We start from the raw sequence: 17536 nt of genomic DNA, 5'->3' as shown, positions 1-17536 counted from the left end.
CCTCTCCCCTATCTATCGCTTTCAGCCTGCCGTTTTGCATCCTCATATTCACTTGGATGATTCATGTTGAAAAAATTTTTCTCTATATCCAATTGGCTAAAACTGCCAAATTCCTTTTCTGTTAAGTATAGCACGTTTAACTGGTCCAATAGGTGTTTCATCCGGAGATTTCCGGTTTTAATACATGCTTCCGCTGCCTTTGCTGCCGATTTATGATAGACGGCAAATAACGGATGCTGTTTGCCGTCTATGACAGGAATGACCGCATCATAGCCCTGGCAGCGTGCGGCCAAGGCAGAAGCTAGTTCTCCTGAGACAAACGGCATATCACAGGCAGCGAGCAGATTTATATCGGCTTCGGACGCCATCAATCCGGCATGGAGGCCAGCAAGCGGACCCATGCCGGGGTATTGGTCGGAAGTGATTTTTAATCCTAAAAACTCATAGCGCTTAGGCTCGTTTGTGACTAAAATGATCTCGTTAAAGTATTCCTTTAAGGCGTCTCTGATTCTCTCAATATTCGGTTTATCGTTTATTTTCAACAGGGCCTTGTTGGTCCCCATTCTGCTTGATTTTCCGCCGGATAGAATAATTGCCCCAGCCTTCATAGTCAACACCTGCTTAAGAATTCTGCTTTTTTTCGTCCATACTGGAATAACCGTGTTCTTGGGCCACAAAATCAAGATGGATCGAGTTTAAATCCATCAGGGCTGCGGACGGTTTTTCGATATATTGTCGTGTATCAATGATTTTAATATAGCCATTGCACTCCTCGCAAACCTGTATTTGCGAAACGGGATCCCCTTCAATCGTCAAAAAATGAATCTTTTCATGGTCGGTATTGCCGCAGTGTGAGCATTCCAGGCGGCGGGCATGCCAATGCGCGAGACAGCGCGGGCAGTGAACCACCTTTTTGCCCTCCTCTTCAAGCGCCGCCAAGCGGACAGGTTCGCCGCAAACTGGACAGCCGGCTCCCGGCACCCCATGTGTGATGGCAGGCTGCACTTTTTCAGCTGTCAGCTGCAAATAAGGGCGGAGCGCGGTTTCCGCTAAAAATGGCGGGATCCATTGGTCCACTCCGTGCTCATCCGCAAATTTTTCAAAATAGATTTGGTTGAAGGAATAGGCCTCCTCAATCCAGCGGATAACCGTTTCTTCTGTCAACACATCGACCACCGCCGCCAGCTTGGGTTCGAGATCTGGATTATTGGCGATCAGCGTCTGATTTAACTCCGCTATCCACTGTAAGAATAGTGAAATATCAAAATCAATGGCCGTCTGCGACACAGCTGGCATCCCTGCTGCCATCGCGGCTTTATCCAGGCTCGGCCGTATGGTCTCCGGATTGATGCTTTGCTTCCATTGCTCCTGCAATTGGACGATTCTTTTTTGCAGCTCCTGGTATTCTTTTGAAACAACCGATTTCATCATCGCTGCTGCACCTCTTTTTCATTTTATCAATGTAAGAGGAATGGCTGTCCATGTACTACAGACAGCCATCCACTTAGAAAATTTACCATTTTGCCTATTTTCGGCTTTGAGAATTGTCCAGCTAAGGCGCTGACCAGAGCGTTTCCGCTTTTCTCTATTAAGCTTCTTTTTTATATTTTGGGTCGTTTAAGTCAGGAAAATTCCCTTTTTTAACTTCTTCTTCATACCATTCCGTGTAGTGGTCGTTTGCCCACCACGCCGGCACTTTGCCGGTAACGACTCCGGAGTAGCCTGGGCGTGAGTTTTTGTGCACAACGCTCAAGTAGACGTGACCTACAATAACCGCAATCCCCAGACCAAAACCAACGTTATGAAGAACGTAGCCCCATTGCACGATGGCTCTTGGGAAAAATTGCGGGAACCACATCGTGAAGCCTGAGAAGATGATCAGGATGGCACAGAGAATTTGAATAATCGAGTTAATTTTTTCACCGGCATTGAAGAAGGTTTGTCTGACATGCTTGAAATTAAAGCCGAACAGCTCTTTTACAAATTCGGTAAAAAATTGCAAATCCCTCTTTTTCCAGGTAACAAGTTCTTTCATCCAGCGGAAAAAGCCTTTCCGGTCAAAGATCAAATAAATCAATGTCGGTGTACAGAAGATGACGGCGAAAATCCGATGGAGCAGCCGTGCCCCTTCGGGACCGCCGAGTACAGGATACAGCCAGTCAAAGAACTCGGTATACATAGGCAATGCCGTGATATACAGGGCAAAGAAGGCAATACCATTTATCGCATGTGCCCATACAAACCCTTTAGAGAACCGCCGGACTTGAACATCAGGTTTATTCTGGTTACTCATGGTCTTCACCTCTATCTTCCTTCAAGGCTTTACGTTTGCTGATGATATTGTTCGTGACGAATGCACCGACAACCGCCATCGTGGTTGCCCCAATCATCATTTTTCCGATTGGCTGCGCATAATCCTTCCAAATCACAGCGGAAGTTGGAACCTTTGGATTCTCAGGAAGTCCGTAAACGGATGGCTTTTCAGCCAATACATAAATCGTATGGGTACCGCCAACTCCCTGCGGATTGTAAACCTGTGCATTCGGGAACCGATCTTTCATTTCCTTTACCCGCTGTTCTGCCTTCTTAATCATGGCAGATTCTTCGCCGAATTCCAAAGAACCTGTATGGCAAGTGGTAACACAGGCAGGCTGCAGGCCCTCCTCGAGACGGTCGGTACACATGGTGCACTTTTGAGACTTTCTGTATTTGTCACCGTTTTTATCAACATACTCTTTTAACGAGATCACTTCAAATGGACAGTTTTGCACGCAATATCCGCAGCCGACGCACTTGTCTTGATCAATGACAACTGTTCCGTATTTCGAATAGCTGATGGCATTTTCCGGACAGACTTTTTCACAGGCTGCATCGGTGCAGTGAAAGCAGGCAGAATGGCGGAATAAGTATTCCAAATCGCCTTTGCCATTCTCATGCTCGATATATTGCATGACATTCCATGTATCGGCTGATACCTTTGGATGCGATTGAACACTGCCTTGGAAATCCTGAGGATCTGCCGGCAGGTCGTTCCAATTTTTACAGGCCACCATACAGGCACGGCATCCGTCACACTTGGTTACATCGACATACTTTATATATTTGGTCATCTTTACGCCCTCCTAACATCGCAGAGGAAAGCTTTGTATTCAGGAATGGTCGTGTTGGCATCCCCGATATGCGGTGTCAGGCGGTTGGCCGTATCCCCGGTTGCAATCCCCTTGTATCCAAAGTGCCATGGCATTCCAATTTGATGAATTTTTTTGCCATTGACGGTATGCGGCTTAAAGCGTTTAGTTACCATCGCATAGGCTTTGACTTCACCGCGTGCTGAGGTGACGATGATTTCATCTTTGTTGTTGATGCCTTTTTCTTTTGCCAATTCCTCACTTATTTCCACAAACATGTATGGAACAAGCTCTGACAGCCACTCTTGGTTCCGTGTCATTGTGCCGGATTGCCAGTGTTCACTGACCCGATACGTGGTAGCTACAATCGGATAGTCTGCCTTAAAGCCTCGCTTGTTGAAGTCTCCATCAAACAACTGGATGGCAGGATTAATTTCCTGGCTTGAGAACGGATTTGGAATCGGGCTTTCGTATGGCTCGTAATGCTCAGGGAATGGCCCGTCATTTAAGGTTGGTGCATACATTCCAGCTACCCCATCTGCAATCATAATAAACGGATCGCTGAAACCAGGGTCGGTTGGTTTCTTCGTTGCCACAAAGTCCGGAACGTCATATCCAGTCCATTTTTGCTGCAGCTCATCGTACCAAATCACTTGTTTTTCCTTGCTCCATGGTTTTCCGCTTGGATCTGCAGATGCACGGTTATAAAGAATCCGCCGGTTCATCGGCCATGCATACGACCAGTTCAAGTACATGCTTAAGCCTGTATCTTTATTGTCACGGCGCTGGGCCAAGTTCTTGCCCTCTTCCGGATAGAATCCGCAATAAATCCAGTTTCCGCTGCAGGTCGTTCCGTCATCCTTGAGGCTGCCGAAGCCATTGATCAATTTGCCTGTTGTCGTGTCATAGCCGTTGATTTCCTTACAAACAAGGTCAATGTCTACTTCTTTCTCACCGTAGTTCCAGTAAACAGCATTCACTTGTTTGGCTGCAGGAGTGGATTCATTTTTGTAAAGGGCCTTGATTTTCAGCATGAGCTCATTCATGATTTCTAAGTCCGCTTTTGACTCGCCAAGCGGCTTGATCGCCTGCCAGCGGTACTGCATCCAGCGTGAGCTGTTTGAGACGCTTCCCTCTTTTTCATAAGACGAACAGGCTGGAAGAAGGAAGACTTCGGTCTTAATTTTGGATGGATCGCTGCCGGCTCCTTTTTGCCAGAAGGCAGATGATTCTGTTTCCCATAGGTCCACGGCTACCATCCATTTTAAGTTGGCTAATGCTTCTTTTTCTTTGCCGGCATTCGGGCCGCCGACAACTGGGTTGGTTCCGAATAAGAACGCACCTTCCAGCTCACCTTTATACATGGCATTGAACAGATTAATATGCGAGTAGTTTTTATTGCCTTTTGGCAGGAATTGATAGCCAAACTCATTTTCAGCTGTGGCATTCGGTCCATACCAAGCTTTTAATAAGCTGACAATAAATTTCGGACGATTCGTCCAATAACCTGATTTTGGCGTTTCTTTTGCCAAATGCCCTGCAAGGGTCGCATTCTCAGGAACAGTAGCTTTTGGCATATTCAGGTACCCTGGAAGAGTATCATATAACAGGGCAAAGTCGGTTGAGCCTTGAACATTGGACTCGCCGCGCATGGCATTGATTCCGCCGCCAGGCAATCCGATGTTTCCTAACAGAAGCTGAAGCATGGCATAAGCGCGGACGTTTTGCGTTCCAACCGTGTGCTGGGTAGCGCCCATGGCATACATGATCGTCCCTGATTTGCCAGCCTTCCCTGTGGAACAGAACATTTCACAGACCTTTAAATAGTCCTCTTTTGCTGTTCCTGTTACAGATGTCACTGTATCGACATCATACCGTGAGTAATGCTTTTTCATTAATTGGAAGACAGAACGCGGATGTTCTAATGTTTCATCCTTTACAGGCTTGCCATCCTCCGTTGTTTCCCATGCCCATAGGGTTTTGTCATAGGCACGTTTCGCTTCGTCATATCCGGAAAATAAGCCGTCTTCGAATTTATAACTCTCTTTTACAATAAAGCTGGCGTTTGTATATTTAGCAACATATTCTTTATGAATAAGATTATTCTCAAGCGCATAATTTATCATCCCGCCGATAAACGGAATATCCGTTCCTGAGCGAAGCGGAGCATAATGGTCTGCCATTGATGACGTCCTTGTGAAACGAGGGTCAACGCTGACAATTTTTCCGCCATTTTCTCTTGCTTTTGTCAGCCATCTAAAGCTGATCGGATGGTTTTCAGCAGGATTCCCGCCGATGATTAACGCACAATCCGTATACTGCAGGTCGTTCCAATGGTTTGTCATTGCGCCACGACCAAATGAAGGTGCCAGACCGGCAACCGTCGAACTGTGTCATATTCGTGCCTGGTGCTCTAAATAGGTGACACCAAGCCCTCTCATCATTTTTGCAAGCAGATAGCACTCCTCATTATCAAGAGCGGCTCCGCCTAGGCTGGCAATCTTTTCGGTTTTGTTTACCGTTATGCCGTTTTCTGTTTCGATAAATGATTTGTCACGTGTTTCTTTTGTTCGTTTGGCAATGGTGTCAAGCATCCAATCCCAATCTTTTTCCTCCCACTTATCACTGCCTGGCGCACGATAAAGCGGTTTGGTCAACCTTTTTTCTGAAGTATATAATTGTCTGATTGTCGTTCCTTTGCTGCAGAGCTTTCCTTCGTTAATCGGGTTATCCGGATCCCCTTCCGTATAAACCACAGTATTGTCTTTGGTATGGACCAGAATTCCGCATCCGACACCGCAGAAGCAGCAAATGGTTGGTGTTACATCAGCTTTGGCAATTTTAAGTTCTTTTGATTGGGCATAGGCTTTTTTCTCATTGAAGCCCAGTTCCGCTACAGCCAATGTCACAGCAGTTGCGCCAGAGAGCTTTAAAAATTGCCGGCGGTTTAAGTTTAATTCAACCATCACTATTCTCCTTCCCTATTATTGAATAGACATCCCAATTTGATTTTCTCTCTAATCTAGCAGGTTTTGGTTTGCGGTTGTTAATTCCCCCCTTCAATGCTCAGTTCATAAACAGGCTCTATGCTAACGTCATTTTGCACTCTTCCAGCTGAGGTATAAATCATCGCCATTTTCCCTCTTAAATAACCAATAACCTCTATGTTTAAGTACTTGCCCAGCTGGACCGCCTGCTTTGTGGCAGCTGTCCGTGAGCCGATGACTGGAAAGCCGAATTTGGCCGCTTTGGAAATCATTTCATAGGAAACCCTTCCGGTTGTAAGAAGAATCAAATTTTCAGGCTCCAGGTGATTTCTTAAGCAAAAGCCAATGATTTTATCGACGGCGTTGTGCCGGCCGATGTCTTCGCGAATCGTGATGGTTCCATCCTCTTCTACGATGCAGGCCCCATGCATGCCGCCCGTTTCTAAATAAAACCGGGAGTTCTGGGCAAATTCGCTGCGTTTTTTTAGTAGATAGCTAAGCTTATAGGTTTTATCGGAAACAATTCTGTCAAACTGCTTGACATCGGTCATTGAAAAGAACGTTACACCTCTGCCGCAGCCTGCTGTATAATGTTTTTTCTTTGAAAAAAATTGTTCTTCGTCAAAATTAGAACGGAGTGTCACATGAATGCTTCCCATTTCTTCGCTAATGGCAACGGACACAACATCCTCCGCACTTTGAATAAATCCTTCAGAAAATAAATAGCCAAAGGCCCAATCTTCCAAATCGAATTTGGTCAGCTGGAACACAGCAATCTCATAACCGTTGATGACTAATGAAATTGGAAATTCATCAGGGCAGCCCTTGTGATTCATGGTTCCCCCTCCTCTTCTGCCATTTTTTAAAAATAGCTTGCTTGTTTTTTTGAAATATCCCTTATACTTACATTCTAAAACTTATTTGCTATAATAACTCCCAAGAAATTGACAATTTAATAGCGATTTAGCATCAATTTAGCGACACTTTTGTGAACACCCCAAATAATGTAAGCGATACCAAACAGCGGAGTGTCGTCATTTCATGATTTGAATCATCTCTATAGTAAATTTACAGAGCCCTCTTTGTATGTAATATTTCTCACTCTCTTTTGTCGAAATCCAGCGCCATTGGACTGAAGGTATAAAAAACAACCTAAAGGCAACTAAAGGGACAGTCCCCCGCCACGGTAATGCTTTACTGCAGCAGGGGACTGTCCCTCAGCGGTCCCCCAACGAAATCATCTTCCAGTTTCATATATCTTTCCCTAAATTTTTCAACTGTTTTTTTGTTTTTATTCAAAATGATGCTGTAAATCTGATATAATTTACCCAATGTTTTATAATAAGTGAGTGGTATTCATTAATTAGCCTTTAGGAGGTTATTACATATGACGATTAATAAAGCCCTGACGATTGCTGGTTCTGATTCAAGCGGCGGCGCCGGACTGGAAGCTGATTTAAAAACATTCCAAGAGCTTGGTGTTTACGGGATGACGGCGATCACCTGCATTGTAACGATGGACCCTAATGGTTGGCACCATCATGTGGCTCCCATTGAAACGGCTCTTGTCGAGAAACAGCTGGAAACGATTCTTTCTGTCGGCATCGACTCGATGAAAACCGGGATGCTGGGAACCGTTGATATTATCGAATTAACTGCAAGAAAAATTGATGAACACAAATTAGAGCGTGTCGTCATTGACCCGGTTATGGTCTGCAAAGGAGAAGACGAAGTATTAAACCCTGAAACTGCTGATGCGATGCGTGAACTGTTAGTGCCGCGTGCCCTAGTGGTGACTCCCAATCTGTTCGAAGCAGGACAGCTTGCCGGCATGAAAACGCCAAAAACTTTGGATGATATGAAGCAAGCCGCAGCCAAAATTTTTGATTTGGGTGCCAAAACGGTTGTTATTAAAGGCGGCAGCAAGCTGCAGACCGAAGAAAAATCGCTTGACCTTCTCTATGATGGAAAAGAATTCAAAATTTACGAAACAGAAAAAGTGAACACTGCCTTTACCCATGGAGCTGGCTGCACCAACTCGGCAGCGATTGCCGCAGAGCTGGCGAAAGGCAAAAACGTCTATGAAGCCATGCAAGTATCCAAGGCATTTGTATCGGCAGCAATCGAGCAAGGCTTCCCATTAAACGAATACGTGGGCCCAACCTGGCACGGTGCTTACCGTCATAAATTAAATAAATAAAATGGTGAAGATGCTCCTCAAGTTTTGAGGGCATCTTTTTTTGAAAGCATGGATTTCGCATTTTTCTATTGATTTTAGTATGATAGCATTATTAATTTATTTTTAAGTTTCCAGTGTATGGAAGGGAAGGAGGAGCTGGGCGTGGAGTTAGTTGACGTAAAGCAGGTCCAGGAAGTAATTAATCAGTTTGCCAATCAAGATGTCTATATTCACCTTGAAACCACGAACGGGGCCTACGCCTCACATAACGATCAGTCTTTCTTTTCGGCAGGAGCCTATATCCGCAATGCCTTGGTCCGTTATGAAATCGGGAAAATTACAGGCTTTGGCCCTTACCGGGTCGGCTTGAAAATTAATCTTGGCTGGGTCTATGCAGAAGGAATTACACATTTTGAAGTGGACAGTCAGGGAAGGCTGCTGATGGCAGGCCATGGTTTTGACGGCAAATTGGCCGTTGCTTTGGAAATTAGCAAGACACCGTTCGAATAAAATGTTGTCCGCCGGCGAGCAGGCTGCTGCCGATGCTGGGCATTTTTTTAAAATAGAATTATTCTGGAAGGAGCAGTGAGGATGATTAATAAAGAACGCCATGTTTTGGTTGTGTTCCCGCACCCGGATGACGAAGCGTTCGGGGTATCCGGCACGATAGCCACTCATGTCAAAAATGGCACACCCGTTACCTATGCATGCTTGACTCTTGGTGAAATGGGACGCAACTTGGGGAACCCCCCTTTTACGACCCGGGAGAACCTGCCGAACATCAGAAGGGAAGAATTAAAAGAAGCTGCCAGAGTGTTAGGCATTCAAGATCTTCGCATGCTCGGCTACCGTGATAAAACAGTGGAGTTTGAAGACGATGAAAAACTGGCCAATCGGATTTATGAGATTATTGAAGAGGTGAACCCTTCGCTGATTATTACTTTCTATCCAGGCTATGCGGTTCATCCTGACCATGATGCAGCCGGTGCGGCTGTCATCCGGGCCGTCGAGAAGCTTCCGCCTGCCGCACGTCCGGCCCTGCATTGTGTTGCTTTCTCCAATGACTGTGTCGAGGCGCTTGGGGAAGCGGATGTCATCAACGATATCAGTGCGGTTTCCAGCCAAAAGCTAGCCGCGATTAAGGCGCACCGTTCTCAGACGGAAGCGATGATTCAAACAATGGAAGAAAGTTTAAAGAATCAAGACCCACAGGTGTTAGCGCGGGTCAATTTTGAACGGTTCTGGACTTATAAATGGTAAAAAGCCCTCCAAAATGGATGGGCTTTTCTTTTTAGATTGTCTTGAGTGGATAAGACGCAGGGTGGCATTACTGGCGGTTACGCTTCCTCAACTGTAAGATAAACACAGCCTACTGCCGCAAGTGCCCGCCACTGTCGTTAATAGCTCTTCAACTGTCGTCTGCAACCCCTCAACTGCCGGATAATCTTTTCCAACTGTCAGATGGTGCCGCTCTACTGTCAATTCAAACTGCCCAACAGCACCCGATACAGCTTATCATCCGACTCATCCGGCGTCCCCCGGCCGTCCAGATTATTGCTGACAAAATATAAATACTCGCCATCCACAAGCACATCGCGAATTCGGCCAAAACCTGTGATTACCGCCTTAGTTTGGTTATTCTTCACGTCATACTCGCGGATAGCGTTTCCTCTTAATGCCGCTGCATACAGTTTGCCATTATAGGCTTCCATCCCTGATGGGGCCCAAGTTTCATCACTGGATTGAAACAAAGGCGTTTCCATTCCTGCCTGCTTTTCATTCCCTTGAATCACCGGCCACCCATAGTTGGCTCCTGGTTTGATTTGGTTGATTTCATCATGGGCGGATTGGCCATGCTCACTTGCATATAACCCCCCGTCCATCCACGCCAGTCCCTGCGGATTGCGATGGCCATAGCTGTAAACATAGGAGTCAGGAAACGGATTATCGTCCGGAATCGTGCCATCCACATTCATTCGCAAAATTTTTCCGTTTAACGAATTCACATCCTGGGCGGTCTCTGGATGGGTCCCGTCACCTGATGTGATATAAAGCTTTCCATCAGGCCCAAGTTCAATCCTGCCTCCATGATGATAGGCGGCACTCGGAATTTTATCAAGCAAGACCTGATTCTCCGACCAGCCGGCACCATTCGCAGATAACGCCACAACCCGGTTAAATTGCCCGCCATCCTCGCCGGCGTAGGTATAGTAAGCATAAGCCTTCTGATTTTCAGCAAAATCCGGGTCCAATACGAACCCTAATAATCCGGCTTCCGCTGCCTGAGCAAGCTTATGTTCCAGGTGTACCGGCTGGCGTTCCATTTTCCCATCTTCAAGCTTCACAATGCTTCCTGTCCGTTCACTGATGTAAAACGTTCCATTCCTCTTATTAATCGACCATGGCACAGATAAGCGTTCTGCGACAACCTCCACATCAGGCTGAAGAACAATTGCTTCATCCCCCTGGTCTTCTTGATTTTTTTCAAAAAAAGAACAGCCAGACAAAAGCAGCATGAACATGAGTAAAATAGAACTGAACCGGTGCATAAATCCCTTCCCTCCTATAATACTTGCATAATCGCTTTAGCCACTCCGCTATGTTCATTGGTGTCCGTTACCCGATCACACATGGATTTAATTGCGTCACTGGCATTTCCCATCGCCACCGAAATGCCAGCCCTCTCCAGCATCGAAACGTCATTAAAATTATCGCCAATTGCCATCGTGTCGGATAGGGATATCCCTTGTGAACGGACAAATGCCTCAAGGGCGATCCCCTTTTGGGCATCCCTCGCCATGATTTCAATATTTTCATTGCCTGATTTCGTCACGGTTAACCCCTCGAAACCGAATAGCGACTTGCCCGCAGCCTCCAGCTTGTCCAATTCAAAAGAGAAAGCAAGCAGTTTATAGATCCGATAGGTTTCATCCGAAAAAATAGTCTCGTAGTCATCGATTGGATGGATCAGCCCATCCCGCAGCCTTGCTCCGGCAGCATATGCCACTTCTTCACGGTTCACATCCGGATTGACACTTAAGACAATATCCACAAGAACGGATACAGCCCGGCCGCCATCGACCGTAAAAGCGCCTTTATCGGTGTAAACTTCAAAATATACATCGTGTTCGTTCAGCCGTTTGGCGGCCTCTCTCACTAACTCCCTTGGGATCGGGATCGCAGAAATGACCTCACCTGTATGTGAACGGACTTCTGCTCCGTTTACACAAATCACCGGAGTCGTTAAACCGGCTTCATGTAAGACAAACATAGCCTCTTGATAAGACCTGCCTGTCGCCACCACAACCTCAATCCCTTGCGACTGCGCCTGTAAAATGGCCTGCCGGTTTTCCTCCGTGATTTTTTGCATGGTATTCAATAATGTTCCGTCCATATCTGTTGCAATACATTTAATCATGCTGCCACACCCCTCTGCCTTTTTTGCCATTCTATCATGAAACTCCCATTATCGCTTGTTTAGATACTTGCTTCCTTCCCGCACGCTGAGAGGCGCGAGCGCGGCACTTTCGATAAATCGCTGGACTGAATCGGGATTGGTTTTCGAATATTCCCTCAACGCCCAGCCAATGGCCTTTTGGATAAAAAACTCCTTGGATGCCGCATTCTGCTCGATGTATCGATATAGGACCTGTTCATTGGTGTTCTGCTTATATTTTAATTGAAAAAGAATCGCGGCCCGGCGCAGCCATAAATTCTCATGCACCGACCACCGGTCTATCGTTTCAGGAATCACTTCTGGCGCCTTTTTCGCAATCGTCCCGGCCGGTTTAGGAGCAATAGCGTCCACCGTGTCCCACCAAGATTTCGCGGTAATGAGCTGTTGCATAAACGGCAAATCAGATTTTTCCAGCTGGTTCATCATTTTTTCCAGGTAGACCAAGGCGGTGTATTGGTACTCCCGTTCCGGCTTGTCCCAAAGCTCCCTAACCAACTCCGGGCTAAACGGCTGTTTAAGGATTCCTGTTTCCTGAAAAAATTGCTTTTCGAGCTGGGACCGTAATGGTTTCTTGATTCCTAGAAAGGGGAAATGGTTTTTCATATAGTTTGCCATCGGCTCCGAATTGACAGGATCGCGGTTTTCTTCAAATAATCGTCTGAGAAGGTCGGTTATGGCCGGCACATTGGTCCTTCCTTTCATCGTTTCGGTTCCTATGTTTTAGTTTATCTGGAATTCCATTAATTTTCCAACTTTTTCATCGTTACAACTGTCCCTATGAATAAACCCGACAGCCGTTGCCAAACTATCTATGAATCCAAACGAAAGGGGCAGCATCATGACAAAAAAATTTAATAAAAGCAGCATGAACCAAAACTCGCCAAAAGCCGGACATGCCGAAGCTGAATTCGCCACCGAATTCACCAGCGGCGACAACAGCAAAGGCAACAAACGCAACAAAAGCCAGCAAAGCAAAACCAACCCACATTAAAACGTGCCGGGGACTGTCCCCCGGCACAGTAACGTTTTAAAGCGGCGGGGGACTGTCCCCACTGCTTTTAGGCACTTACGCCTGCCATTTGGTTGATTTCTTCTGCGATTTTCTGTTGGATGTTTTCTACTTTTGAGAAGTCCATTGCCGTGATGTAGATTTCTTCGAGTTCGTCGTGAAGTTGTTTGGCGCGGGCCAAGTGACTGGTGGCTTGGGCCATTTTGTTTTTATAATTTGCGGATATTTTGCTGATGGTTTCGGCAAATAGTTCATCTGTGCCCGGCTCAATGAGCAGTTCATACATATCTATGATTTCGTCGCCATCGCGGCTTGGGAAATATTCATGTGGTGCCGTGCTGTCAAAAATGGCAATTCCTAGTTCTCTGAAAATCAGCATATCTAGGCTGTGCGGGTCAAAGCCACAATGATAGACCTCTGTATCGACCCCTCGCTCCTCTGCTACCTGGGCCAGCTTCTTCAGCATCGTGGATTTCCCGGAACCAGGGCGCCCTTTGATAAAGTACCGTTTTTGTATGTCTTCCGTCAGATTCGGGACAAAGTCGACCGCACCTTTCGGGGTCGCCGCTCCAAGGAAGCGGTGGCGGACATCGGCCTGTTTGTTTAATTTCATTTTTCCAAAAAACACGTCTGCCAGTTTTTTCGTCAATTGGTCAGCTTTTTGGAAATCCATACTGTTGATGTAGATTTTCTCCCAATCATCGTGAATGTCCAGCGCTTCCTTAAACGTGTCATACGCCTTTTGGAATGATTCACTGATTTGCTTGGTCAGCTTCTGGATGGTTTTCTTATGGGAGCTAAGAACCTTGGCATCCCATGCTTCACCCAGGTTGATGTATTCTTCTACTGCTCCGGGCGCCTTCGGTTCGATGACATGAGGGGCAGTACCGTCCACAATTCCCACTTTTACTGCGGGAATCAGCACGCCATCAATCGAATCGTTATCTGAAGAGCAATGAAGGAACTCAATATCAAAGCCTTTCTCGACCCACTCGCTGCCGATTTTTTTCATCAAAGATGATTTCCCGGTTCCCGGACCGCCTTTTAAAATAAACAGCCGGTCCAGTCCCTGGAGATTGGAATCATACAGATTATAAAACCCTCTGGCTGTGTTGCCCCCTGCGAAATAATGCTTTATTTTCCCTGCCATTCATCAACTCTCCCTTTTTCCACGAATCCACTGCAATCTGGCTTTTTGATCAGATGATGCAGCATGATCTTCACACCATAGCCTATGCCAAGGTGGGGTTATAGGTGAATGCCTATGGCAGCTTTTCTTCCATATCGGCTATTTGATGATGTCAGATATTTCAGCATTGGTGACTTCTTGAAGCTCATCGGGTGCCAGTACCATTTGCACACCGATTTTTCCGGCGCTGACGATAATCGTATCGATTTGGCGGCAGGTTTCATCAATAAAGGTTTTATATTGCTTTTTCATGCCGATGGGGGAGCAGCCGCCGCGGATATAGCCTGTCCATTTTTGGATATCCTTTACTGGAATCATTTCCACGTTCTTCTCGCCGGCCGCCTTTGCTGCTTTTTTTAAATCCAGCTCTGTTGCAACTGGTAGGACAAACACATATAGGTTTTTGCTCGCGCCTTGAGTGACAAGTGTTTTATAGACTTCCTTTGGATCCCGGCCGATTTTCTCTGCCACCGAGACCCCGTCAATTTTGCCGTCTTTGTTCTCATATGTAAGCATTTCGTAGCTGATTTTGTGTGAATCGAGGATCCGCATTGCATTTGTTTTTGATAGAGCCATGTGTATCATCCCTTTATTAAAAATTATACCTATTATAACAGCCGGTTTGGCCCATGCTCTAGTGGTGTGCTGGGGGATTTTGTAAAGTCTGAAGGTGTTTCTAGCGGGTACCGGCGCTTTTGACTCGTTTACCGGCAAAGTTCACTATTTTATCGGCACTTTTTCACACTTTACCGGCGTTTCTCCTCCACTTATCAACCATTTCCAGTCGTTTACCGGCACTTAAGCCCAGTAATCAAAAAAGAGGATCACGTTTAAAGTGAACCCCCTCCAACACCACTATACGATTTAACAAAAGATGTATAACTGGTACTATTACCCATTAACTAAAGTTATATCCTTAAATCCTATGTAAATGGTACTAGCTGGTGCTGCACCGCATAAATAACGACTTGGGAACGGCTTTTTACACCAAGCTTTTTAAAAATATTGCTGACATGGATTTTTACAGTCTTATCGCTGATAAAGAGTGTTTGCCCGATATCCTTATTATTCATCCCTCTCACCAAGCATAACAAGACCTCCTTCTCCCGATCCGTCAGCGTGAATTCCAGCCGTCCCTCAGCCGGCTCCAGCTCCGGTTCCGCCTCCTTCGGCCGGCAAAAGCCTAAAAACTTTTTAGTCATCGCCGGATGAATCACAGACTGCCCATTGGACACCCCGCGAATCGCATCAATGACATTCTGCGAAGGAGCATCCTTCAGCAGATAGCCATCTGCCCCTTCCCGGATGGCGGACATAAAATATTCGTCATGATCATACATCGTTAGCATTAAAACCTTAATCTCCGGGAACAGCTTTTTGATGACTCTCGTCGCTTCAATCCCGTTCTTTTCAGGAATATTGATATCCATCAGAATCACATCCGGCTGGGACTCTTTTACTTTGGCAATCGCATCGTCTCCATTCACCGCTTCTGACACGACCTGGATATCAGTTTCCATTTCAATAATATTTTTTAGCCCATCCCTTAGAACGGCATGGTCATCGACTAACATAAGATTGATCAAGTTTATCCCTACCTTCAATTCCCATTCTTGGCACCGTCAACGTAATTTCCGTCCCGGCCCCTGGCTTGCTGTCGATTTGCAAGGATGCATGAATTTTTTCTGCCGCTTCATTCATATGCAATATTCCAAAATGCGGGTCTTTTCGTGCCTTGACCATGGCTTGAAACAGCGAAAACCCTTTGCCATTATCCTTGATCTTTAATAAAACATTTTCCTTTTGGTAGCTTAGAAGAATCTCAATTCTCGTGCATTGGGCGTGCTTTATGGCATTTTGGACACTTTCCCGGGAGATATCAAACAAAATTTTTTCCACCATCGGACTTAACTGGAACTCCAGCCCCCTCGTCTCCAGACTGAATTGTAAACCCGTTTCCTGCTGCACGGTTTTGATTTTGGATAAAATGGCTGTTTTGAGACCCACCCGTTCTGTCGGATAGGGACGAAGAGCGTAGATCGATTCGCGGACCTCTTTAAGACTCCTCCGCAATTTTTCCGTGCTTTCCTGAATTAATCGGAACGAATCGCCAGGCAGCTTGTTGAACTTGCGCTGGGCGGTTTCCAGGTTCATGATCGCACCAGCCAGCGATTGTGCCACCCCATCATGGATATCCCGGGCAATCCGGTTTCTTTCCTCCAAAATTAACCGCTTTTTCTGCTCATCAAACAGCCACTTGGTTTTGATCAGGACAGCCAGCTGATTGGCCAGTGTAGCGGCAGCCTGCATATCTTCCTCCCTAAAGCTTTTTGTCCTTCTGCGCCCAAAAACAAACATTCCTACCAATTCCTTTTCAATGATTAAGGGGGCATACAACAAGGAACGAACCTCTTTTTTGAAACACTCTCCAGCCGGTCCGGAGGCTTTGGCCGTATCATGGTAAACTGTTAACATTCTCATATTGTCCAAGCCTTCCGGAAGCCTGTCCACTAAGTCTATTTTCTGATTGTCGAGCCCTGAAGCAAAGCACAGCCTCCAGCCTTCCTTGTCCCGTTTCCATAAAATCCAAGCTTCTGCATCAATAAATTTCTGAAGGTTCTCTTTTAAAAAAGTTAACCAATCCGAAAAAGCAATCTTCTTATTCAACTCGGACGAAATACTGAAAAGCGCCTTGAGCTTTGCCTTTTCTTTTTTTAAATTAGCAATAATAGAGCTGAGCAAAGCAAAGCATACCAGCGGCGAGAAAAAGAAAAAGTAAGAGAATGCATCAATGACTCCTCGGTTCTCGATTCTAACGACAACAAACAGCACTAAATAGCTGAAAGAAATGAGAAAACTATTGATTTCTTGGACCAGCTTCCGCTTCCAAGCCTGAAAGCCGTAAGATTGCGGCTGGATCACCTGCAAAAGCGCGATGATGAAATTATTCATCATATAAAACGGAAGCATGAAAAGGCTAAAATGCTCCATGCCCCTTGCCACTGTTGAGACTCCCCCATACGGCAGCAAAGGGAACAGCGCATCCGTTATCCAATAACCACAAAGAAAACTAATGATTAATAAAGCCGGATGAAATAGGGCAATCCGAAGCGGCCGCCTTTGGAGGAGATTCACGGCTGCGGCAATCGTTCCAAAGGCTGCTAGCGTAAAGGGCAGCCCGCCAACCGTATAAATGACATAAACAATCGGGAAAGAAACCGTTACACTTCCCCTCCAAATTGGCAGGGGAAACAGCTCCACCACCATCAGCATCATCACTAATAGGGCCAAAATCTCCGGCTCTGCCTGATCGGTTAGCTGCAAGATGCCGAATTGAAGGAAAAGCCAAGCACCAATAAAGGTAGTCAGCCACATTAGGGTTCTTGCCAGCCTTTCTCTCATCTGAAATTCACCTGGATTGCCCATTCCCCTAGCACCACCATTCCGCCGCTAAATTATCCAATTTTCTGTTAATTTAAGTTTACTTTATTTACATATCAAAACACAATATAGGAGTAAAGTATTCCTATGATTTCATTAATTTTCCCAATAAAAACAAACCATTTCCACAGAATTTCCACAAAATT

18 protein-coding genes and 1 pseudogene are annotated in these 17536 nt (G+C 45.9%); 5 read left to right on the top strand and 14 right to left on the bottom strand.

Annotated elements, in window-relative coordinates; all coding sequences use genetic code 11:
• Positions 1–8: 8 nt before the first annotated feature.
• The 7 genes and pseudogenes from mobA to fdhD all read right to left on the bottom strand — a co-directional run bounded on the left by mobA (position 9) and on the right by fdhD (position 6951).
• Positions 9–608: a molybdenum cofactor guanylyltransferase gene (mobA, locus tag NFS43_RS11035; RefSeq protein ID WP_251551723.1), complete on the bottom strand. Its 600-nt coding sequence runs from the start codon at positions 606–608 to the stop codon at positions 9–11.
• A 13-nt stretch (positions 609–621) separates the two neighbouring features.
• Positions 622–1431 carry a formate dehydrogenase accessory protein FdhE gene (locus NFS43_RS11030; RefSeq protein WP_251551722.1) on the bottom strand — a complete coding sequence of 270 codons (810 nt, stop codon included), beginning with the start codon at positions 1429–1431 and terminating at the stop codon, positions 622–624.
• 157 nt (positions 1432–1588) lie between these two features.
• A complete protein-coding gene (locus tag NFS43_RS11025; RefSeq protein ID WP_251551721.1) occupies positions 1589–2293 on the bottom strand; it encodes a formate dehydrogenase subunit gamma in 705 nt (234 codons plus the stop codon).
• Positions 2286–3110 carry a 4Fe-4S dicluster domain-containing protein gene (locus NFS43_RS11020; RefSeq protein WP_251551720.1) on the bottom strand — a complete coding sequence of 275 codons (825 nt, stop codon included), beginning with the start codon at positions 3108–3110 and terminating at the stop codon, positions 2286–2288. The genes NFS43_RS11025 and NFS43_RS11020 overlap by 8 nt, the downstream gene beginning before the upstream one ends.
• Positions 3111–3112: 2 nt before the next feature.
• A pseudogene (fdnG, locus tag NFS43_RS11015) lies at positions 3113–5509 on the bottom strand (formate dehydrogenase-N subunit alpha); the annotation flags it as partial.
• Positions 5510–5521: 12 nt separating this feature from the next.
• Positions 5522–6094 (bottom strand): twin-arginine translocation signal domain-containing protein, encoded by a 573-nt coding sequence (locus tag NFS43_RS24650; protein WP_478354351.1) that lies wholly within the window; start codon positions 6092–6094, stop codon positions 5522–5524.
• Positions 6095–6174: 80 nt separating this feature from the next.
• Positions 6175–6951, bottom strand: coding sequence for a formate dehydrogenase accessory sulfurtransferase FdhD (gene fdhD, locus NFS43_RS11010; protein WP_251551718.1), 777 nt, complete (start codon positions 6949–6951; stop codon positions 6175–6177).
• Between the two features lie 551 nt (positions 6952–7502).
• Between fdhD and pdxK the strand changes: the two genes are divergently transcribed.
• From pdxK to bshB2, 3 genes are all read left to right on the top strand, one after another.
• On the top strand, positions 7503–8315 hold the full coding sequence (gene pdxK / locus NFS43_RS11005; protein WP_251551717.1) for a pyridoxine/pyridoxal/pyridoxamine kinase: 813 nt from the start codon (positions 7503–7505) through the stop codon (positions 8313–8315).
• Positions 8316–8432: 117 nt separating this feature from the next.
• Positions 8433–8804 carry a YojF family protein gene (locus NFS43_RS11000; RefSeq protein WP_420910324.1) on the top strand — a complete coding sequence of 124 codons (372 nt, stop codon included), beginning with the start codon at positions 8433–8435 and terminating at the stop codon, positions 8802–8804.
• An 81-nt stretch (positions 8805–8885) separates the two neighbouring features.
• Positions 8886–9554 (top strand): bacillithiol biosynthesis deacetylase BshB2, encoded by a 669-nt coding sequence (bshB2, locus tag NFS43_RS10995; protein WP_420910323.1) that lies wholly within the window; start codon positions 8886–8888, stop codon positions 9552–9554.
• Positions 9555–9772: 218 nt separating this feature from the next.
• Here bshB2 and NFS43_RS10990 read toward each other — a convergent pair whose 3' ends face one another.
• The 3 genes from NFS43_RS10990 to NFS43_RS10980 are packed head-to-tail and all read right to left on the bottom strand — an operon-like array spanning position 9773 to position 12453.
• Positions 9773–10843, bottom strand: a complete 1071-nt coding sequence (locus NFS43_RS10990) for a PQQ-dependent sugar dehydrogenase (RefSeq protein WP_251551715.1) — start codon at positions 10841–10843, stop codon at positions 9773–9775.
• A 14-nt stretch (positions 10844–10857) separates the two neighbouring features.
• A complete protein-coding gene (locus NFS43_RS10985) occupies positions 10858–11712 on the bottom strand; it encodes a Cof-type HAD-IIB family hydrolase (RefSeq protein ID WP_251551714.1) in 855 nt (284 codons plus the stop codon).
• Between the two features lie 48 nt (positions 11713–11760).
• Complete coding sequence (locus NFS43_RS10980; RefSeq protein WP_251551713.1) at positions 11761–12453, bottom strand: DNA alkylation repair protein; 693 nt, start codon at positions 12451–12453, stop codon at positions 11761–11763.
• A 136-nt stretch (positions 12454–12589) separates the two neighbouring features.
• Here NFS43_RS10980 and NFS43_RS10975 point away from each other — a divergent pair, with 136 nt between their 5' ends.
• Positions 12590–12742, top strand: coding sequence for a hypothetical protein (locus tag NFS43_RS10975; RefSeq protein WP_251551712.1), 153 nt, complete (start codon positions 12590–12592; stop codon positions 12740–12742).
• A gap of 67 nt (positions 12743–12809) precedes the next feature.
• Here the strand turns inward: NFS43_RS10975 and NFS43_RS10970 are convergent, their stop codons facing one another.
• Complete coding sequence (locus tag NFS43_RS10970) at positions 12810–13910, bottom strand: PRK06851 family protein (RefSeq protein ID WP_251551711.1); 1101 nt, start codon at positions 13908–13910, stop codon at positions 12810–12812.
• A gap of 138 nt (positions 13911–14048) precedes the next feature.
• Positions 14049–14525, bottom strand: a complete 477-nt coding sequence (ybaK, locus tag NFS43_RS10965) for a Cys-tRNA(Pro) deacylase (protein WP_251551710.1) — start codon at positions 14523–14525, stop codon at positions 14049–14051.
• 94 nt (positions 14526–14619) lie between these two features.
• On the opposite strand from ybaK, the gene NFS43_RS24390 reads away from it, so the two are divergent.
• A complete protein-coding gene (locus NFS43_RS24390; RefSeq protein WP_277613935.1) occupies positions 14620–14751 on the top strand; it encodes a hypothetical protein in 132 nt (43 codons plus the stop codon).
• A 121-nt stretch (positions 14752–14872) separates the two neighbouring features.
• On the opposite strand, the gene NFS43_RS10960 is transcribed toward NFS43_RS24390, so the two are convergent.
• Together NFS43_RS10960 and NFS43_RS10955 are read right to left on the bottom strand one after the other, a co-directional pair.
• Positions 14873–15535, bottom strand: coding sequence for a response regulator (locus NFS43_RS10960; RefSeq protein WP_251551709.1), 663 nt, complete (start codon positions 15533–15535; stop codon positions 14873–14875).
• A complete protein-coding gene (locus NFS43_RS10955) occupies positions 15510–17351 on the bottom strand; it encodes a GAF domain-containing sensor histidine kinase (protein WP_251551708.1) in 1842 nt (613 codons plus the stop codon). Before NFS43_RS10955 ends, NFS43_RS10960 begins: the two co-directional genes overlap by 26 nt.
• Between the last annotated feature and the right edge of the window lie 185 nt (positions 17352–17536).

Source organism: Neobacillus muris, from assembly GCF_943193175.1.
Classification (GTDB): Bacteria; Bacillota; Bacilli; order Bacillales; family Cytobacillaceae; genus Neobacillus; species Neobacillus muris.
This window is presented reverse-complemented; position numbering and strand designations above follow the sequence as displayed.